Here is a 6242-nt window from a genome sequence, read left to right on the forward strand (position 1 = left end):
AAGCGAAATTGAAAAATTTCGCTTTTTTCTTGTAAAAAATTCAAAAAATATATTGCAAAATTGTTTCAAAAAAAACTATCTTTGCACTCGGAAAAATACATCAATTTCCAACATTAATTAGCTATTAAATAAATACATAAGCAATGTCTAGAATCACAGGAAAAGTTGCACAAATTATCGGGCCAGTTGTTGACGTCGTGTTTAATGACGCAAATGCTGAATTACCTAAAATTTACGATTCATTAGAAATCACTAAAAAAGACGGTACTTTATTAGTACTAGAAGTTCAATCTCACATTGGTGAAAACACTGTGCGTACCATTTCTATGGACTCAACAGATGGTTTAGCAAGAGGTGTAGAAGTAGTTGCTACTGGTGCGCCAATTCAAATGCCAATTGGAGCAGACGTTTTTGGTCGTTTATTTAATGTAATTGGTGATGCAATTGATGGTTTAGGTGATTTACCAAAAGCTGGCGCAAACGGTTTACCAATTCATAGAACAGCGCCTAAATTTGAAGACTTATCTACTTCTTCTGAAGTTTTATTTACAGGTATTAAAGTAATCGACCTTATTGAACCTTATGCAAAAGGAGGAAAAATTGGATTATTTGGCGGTGCCGGAGTAGGTAAAACAGTATTAATTCAGGAGTTGATCAACAATATCGCAAAAGGTCACGGTGGACTTTCTGTATTCGCAGGAGTAGGAGAGAGAACACGTGAAGGAAATGACTTACTTCGTGAGATGCTAGAGTCTGGAATTATAAAATATGGTGATGAATTCATGCACTCTATGGAAAATGGAGGATGGGATTTATCTAAAGTTGATATGCCAGGAATGAGAGAGTCAAAAGCTACTTTCGTTTTCGGACAAATGAATGAGCCACCTGGAGCTCGTGCTCGTGTAGCACTTTCAGGATTATCTATCGCAGAATATTTCCGTGATGGAGCTGGTTCTGACCAAGGGAAAGATGTATTGTTCTTCGTTGATAATATCTTCCGTTTTACACAAGCAGGTTCTGAAGTATCGGCTTTATTAGGTCGTATGCCATCTGCGGTAGGATACCAACCAACATTAGCTACTGAGATGGGAGCTATGCAAGAGCGTATTACGTCTACCAAAAAAGGATCTATTACTTCAGTTCAAGCGGTATACGTACCTGCGGATGACTTAACGGATCCAGCACCAGCAACTACGTTTGCTCACTTAGATGCAACAACCGTATTGTCTCGTAAAATTGCTGAGTTAGGAATTTATCCAGCGGTAGATCCATTGGATTCTACTTCTCGTATCTTAACTCCAGAAATTTTAGGTGCAGAACATTATGACTGTGCTCAAAGAGTAAAAGAGATTCTTCAAAAATACAAACAATTACAAGATATCATCGCCATCTTAGGTATGGAAGAGTTATCTGAAGATGATAAATTAGCGGTTTCTCGTGCACGTCGCGTACAACGTTTCTTGTCACAACCGTTCCACGTAGCAGAACAATTTACGGGTATTCCGGGAGTATTGGTTGATATCAAAGATACTATTAAAGGATTTAATATGATTATTGACGGTGAGTTAGATCACTTACCTGAAGCAGCATTTAACCTTAAAGGAACCATTGAAGAAGCTATTGAAGCCGGTCAAAAAATGTTAGCAGAAGCATAAATCAAGCGAAGCTTGATAAACTTCAAATTTTAAACCTAAATTATGATTTTAGAAATAGTATCACCAGAAGCTACATTATTCAAAGGAGAAGTTACTTCGGTATCGGTTCCTGGTATTAACGGTGAGTTTCAAATGCTAAACAATCACGCACCTGTTGTTTCTTTATTAGGCAAAGGGAACGTGAAAATTAATGCTCAAAATATGGCTATTGAAAAAGAATTTGTTTCAAAATTCAATAAAGTAAATGAGCAAACCTATTGGTTGCCTATTGCATCTGGAACAATTGAAATGAACGAAAATAAAATTATTGTATTAGCCGATTAAAAAGCTAAGCATATAGTAAATAAAAGTCTTGCTTATGCAGGACTTTTTTTTTAAATCAAAAAGACATTTCTAAACTAAAATATATCCTATGAAAAGATATTTTTTGCTAGCAGTATTTTTCCTTTCATTTATAGTATCTAATGCACAAGAATTAGACACCTTAAGTAATATTATTGTTTCGTCTACTCGAATAGATTTACCGTTTAATGAAAATTCAAGAACGATTCAAATCATTACAGCAGAAGATATTAAAAAATTAGGCGTTACTAATATTGCTGATGCATTACAACAAGTCGCAGGAATTGATGTAAGACGCCAAGGTATCAACGGTATGCAAGCCGATTTATACATTAGAGGTGGAAGTTTTGACCAAACCTTATTACTAATTGATGGTTTTAAAGTTGACGATCCTCAAACAGGTCATCATACCATGAATTTAGCTTTGCCAATTGAAGTCATTAAAAGAATAGAAATCATTAAAGGGCCTGCTGCTCGTATTTTTGGACAAAATGCTTTTACTGGAGCGATTAATATTGTAACAAATGACACTAAAGAGAATTCTATTGTTGCTAAGATTCAAGGAGGTTCATTTGGTCAATTCATAGCAGAAGTTACGGGTGCTGTTAACTTGGAAGACAGCAATCATTTGTTTCACTTTTCAAAGCAATCTTCTGATGGCTATAGAAAAAACACCGATTTTGATCATACAAATTTTGTAATAAGAAGCCAACTTAACAAATCAAAATTACCAATAAATCTTATTTCTGCCTATTCTGAACGTGAATTTGGAGCTCAAAATTTTTATGGGGTTACAAGTGCTGCTGCTTTGCCATATGAGGTAACGCAAGCAAGTTTGATTGGACTTTCTACTGAATTTAAAAAAGGAAATTTTACTTTTAAACCAAGAGTATATTGGAGAAGAAATCAAGATGAATATATTTTTATTAGAACCAATCCGTCGATTTACAGAAATTTACATATTACAAATAAAATTGCGGGAGAATTTAATGGTTCTTACGAATCAAAAATAGGTATCACTGGTTTTGGTCTTGAATTTTCAAAATATATGATTCAAAGCAATAACTTAGGAGATGCCGAAAGAGAAATTACTACGTTATTCCTAGAACATCGTTTTGAATTGTTTGATAAAGTAGTAGATATTACACCAGGTGTTGCGGTTTCATATTTCTCAGATTTTGATAACAGCGCTTTTCCAGGTATTGATTTAGGTTTGAAATTATCGGATAGGATACGTATATATAGTAATGTGGGATATACTTACAGAGTACCCACTTATACGGATTTAAATTACAGTGATCCATCAACATTAGGAAATCCAAATTTAGAAGCAGAAAGAGCTTTTGCACAAGAGTTAGGATTAAAGTATCATGCTAATTCAATTGATCTCAACGCAGCATTTTTTAATAGAAATACAGAAAATTTTATTGATTACAGAAGAGCAACTCCTGCTGATTTCTGGAGGCCTGTTAATGTTAATGTTGAAACAAAAGGTTTTGAATCTTCTTTGAAGTATAATTTCACATGGAAGAAAATTAAAAATCAGCTTAATATAGGCTATACTTATATTGATGATAATATCGATACTAATTTAACGTCAAAAAATGGTATTAATTCTATGCGTCATCAAATGGTTTTTAATTATAATATCCAATTATTTAAAGGATTTAGCCAAAATATTTCATATCGATATGTAGAGAGAACTTCTAGAATATCTTATAATGTTTATGATTTGAATACTACTTTTAGAAGTAAAAATATTGAAATTAATATGTTAGTTCAAAATATATTCAATACGGAGTATTTTGAAAACACCTTTGTTCCCATGCCAAAAGGGAATGTCTTATTTGGAATGAAATACAATTTTAAATAACTGTGCATAAAAAAAGTCCCGATGAATCGGGACTTTAATTTTTTAGGTAATCAAAAAATAATTATATATTATTCGATAACTACTACTTGAGCAGCTACTTTACCTTTTCTTCCTTCTTCTTCTTCGTAACTTACAGCGTCACCTTCGTTTAAAGATTCAACTTTCATTCCGCTAGCGTGAACGAAAATGTCGTTTCCAGTTTCATCATCTGTAATAAAACCGTACCCTTTTGATTCATTGAAGAACTTAACTTTACCTGTTCTCATTTTGTATTGTAAAAAATTAATAATGGTCAAAGATATACTTATTTACGACACGAACAAGAAAAAGTTAAAAATATTTCAAAAATATTGATAATCAGTTAGTTTCAAGATTTCAAATCGAGTTGAATATGCAATTCATTTAATTGGGAGGCATCTATCGTTGATGGCGCATCAATCATTACATCTCTACCCGAATTGTTTTTAGGGAATGCAATGAAATCACGAATCGTCTCTTGTCCTCCTAAAATGGAAACCAATCGATCCAATCCAAAAGCTAGTCCACCATGAGGCGGAGCACCAAATTCAAAGGCGTTCATTAAAAATCCAAATTGTGCTTGGGCTTGTTCTTTACTAAAACCTAACAAATCAAACATTCGGCTTTGTAAATCGCGATCGTGTATACGAATAGAACCACCACCAATTTCATTTCCGTTTAGGACCATGTCATAGGCATTGGCACGCACTTTTCCAGGTTCGGTTTCAATTAACGCCATGTCTTCTGGTTTTGGCGAAGTAAAAGGATGGTGCATTGCGTGGTATCTTCCGCTTTCTTCATCCCATTCCAATAACGGAAAATCTACCACCCATAACGGCGCAAATTCATCCGATTTTCTTAATCCTAAACGCGTAGCTACTTCCATTCGAAGTGCTGATAATTGCGTTCTTGTTTTATCGGCACCACCCGACAATACTAATATTAAATCGCCTGGTTTTGCTTGGGTAATTTCGGCCCATTTTTTTAAATCTTCTTGGTCGTAAAATTTATCCACAGATGATTTAAACGAACCATCTTCTTCATATTTTACATAGACCATTCCTGAAGCGCCAATTTGTGGGCGTTTTACCCAATCAATCAAAGCATCAATTTCTTTCCGAGTATAATTAGCGCACCCAGGGGCAGCGATTCCTACAACCAATTCGGCCGAATTAAATACAGGAAAATCTTTATGTTGTGACACGGCATTCAATTCCCCAAATTTCATTTCAAAACGAATATCGGGTTTGTCGTTACCGTAGGTTTTCATGGCATAATCGTAGGTAATTCTAGGAAATTTTGCCACTTCAACACCTTTAATTTCTTTCAGTAAATGGCGGGTTAATCCTTCAAACATAGTAAGGATATCCTCTTGTTCTACGAATGCCATTTCGCAGTCAATTTGTGTAAATTCGGGTTGGCGGTCGGCACGTAAATCTTCATCACGGAAACATTTTACAATTTGGAAATATTTATCCATTCCGCCTACCATTAATAATTGTTTGAACGTTTGTGGCGATTGTGGTAAGGCATAAAATTGTCCTTCGTTCATTCTACTAGGTACCACAAAATCACGCGCTCCTTCTGGAGTAGATTTGATTAAATAAGGTGTTTCAACATCACAAAAACCTTGGTCAGAAAGGTATTTTCTTACTTCCATCGATACTTTATGACGGAACAATAAATTGTTTTTAACCGGATTTCTTCGGATGTCTAAGTAACGATATTTCATGCGAATGTCTTCACCACCATCGGTTTCGTCTTCAATGGTAAAGGGAGGAAGTTGCGCTTCGTTTAATATGTTTAATTCGGTGACTAATATTTCGATTTCACCAGTAGCCATATTTGCGTTTTTAGATTCACGCTCAATAACAGTTCCTTTGACTTGGATTACAAATTCTCTACCCAATGATTTCGCGCGACTAAATACCGCTTTATCGGTTCTTTGTTCGTCAAAAATTAATTGCGTAATTCCATATCGATCTCGCAAGTCGACCCAAATCATAAATCCTTTATCTCTCGATTTTTGCACCCATCCTGCAAGGGTAACTTCTGTATTGATATGTGAGGCATTTAGAGCGCCACAAGTATGACTTCTGTACATTGTAATAAATTTTATGCAAAAGTAAGAACAAAAAAGAAAAGTTTAATTTAAAAGGAGAAATTATATTCTCTCATTTTTTCTAGAATCGTAATTATTATCTTATTTTTACCAAAACCTTACACATTTAATTATGAAAAAAATCACAGTTTTATTCTTGTTATTGAGTAGTATTTCCTTTGCTCAAACACCAGGAAAAGTTAGTTTTTCTGCAAAAATAGAAAATCGCAACTCGGATACTTTAACCATTTAT

Annotated in this window: 5 protein-coding genes; 3 read left to right on the forward strand and 2 right to left on the reverse strand. The window is 34.4% G+C overall.

The window, feature by feature from the left end:
- Window positions 1–143 precede the first annotated feature (143 nt).
- The 3 genes from atpD to ACIQ6Z_RS04045 all read left to right on the forward strand — a co-directional run bounded on the left by atpD (window position 144) and on the right by ACIQ6Z_RS04045 (window position 3870).
- Entirely contained in the window at window positions 144–1655 is a 1512-nt protein-coding gene (atpD, locus tag ACIQ6Z_RS04035; RefSeq protein ID WP_396209649.1) for a F0F1 ATP synthase subunit beta, read from the forward strand.
- A gap of 42 nt (window positions 1656–1697) precedes the next feature.
- Window positions 1698–1979, forward strand: coding sequence for a FoF1 ATP synthase subunit delta/epsilon (locus ACIQ6Z_RS04040; RefSeq protein ID WP_396209650.1), 282 nt, complete (start codon window positions 1698–1700; stop codon window positions 1977–1979).
- Window positions 1980–2067: 88 nt separating this feature from the next.
- Window positions 2068–3870, forward strand: a complete 1803-nt coding sequence (locus tag ACIQ6Z_RS04045) for a TonB-dependent receptor plug domain-containing protein (protein WP_396209651.1) — start codon at window positions 2068–2070, stop codon at window positions 3868–3870.
- Between the two features lie 68 nt (window positions 3871–3938).
- On the opposite strand, the gene ACIQ6Z_RS04050 is transcribed toward ACIQ6Z_RS04045, so the two are convergent.
- Window positions 3939–4136 carry a cold-shock protein gene (locus tag ACIQ6Z_RS04050; RefSeq protein ID WP_396137614.1) on the reverse strand — a complete coding sequence of 66 codons (198 nt, stop codon included), beginning with the start codon at window positions 4134–4136 and terminating at the stop codon, window positions 3939–3941.
- Window positions 4137–4237: 101 nt separating this feature from the next.
- Entirely contained in the window at window positions 4238–5992 is a 1755-nt protein-coding gene (gene aspS, locus ACIQ6Z_RS04055; protein ID WP_396209652.1) for an aspartate--tRNA ligase, read from the reverse strand.
- Window positions 5993–6242 lie beyond the last annotated feature (250 nt).

Origin of the sequence: Flavobacterium sp. (genome assembly GCF_044376915.1) — a bacterium.
Taxonomy (GTDB): domain Bacteria; phylum Bacteroidota; class Bacteroidia; order Flavobacteriales; family Flavobacteriaceae; genus Flavobacterium.

Bases quoted from the DNA above. Each gene is read 5' to 3' on its own strand.
- atpD (WP_396209649.1), top strand. From the start codon at position 144: ATGTCTAGAATCACAGGAAAAGTTGCACAAATTATCGGGCCAGTTGTT.
- ACIQ6Z_RS04040 (WP_396209650.1), top strand. From the start codon at position 1,698: ATGATTTTAGAAATAGTATCACCAGAAGCTACATTATTCAAAGGAGAA.
- ACIQ6Z_RS04045 (WP_396209651.1), top strand. From the start codon at position 2,068: ATGAAAAGATATTTTTTGCTAGCAGTATTTTTCCTTTCATTTATAGTA.
- ACIQ6Z_RS04050 (WP_396137614.1), bottom strand. From the start codon at position 4,136: ATGAGAACAGGTAAAGTTAAGTTCTTCAATGAATCAAAAGGGTACGGT.
- aspS (WP_396209652.1), bottom strand. From the start codon at position 5,992: ATGTACAGAAGTCATACTTGTGGCGCTCTAAATGCCTCACATATCAAT.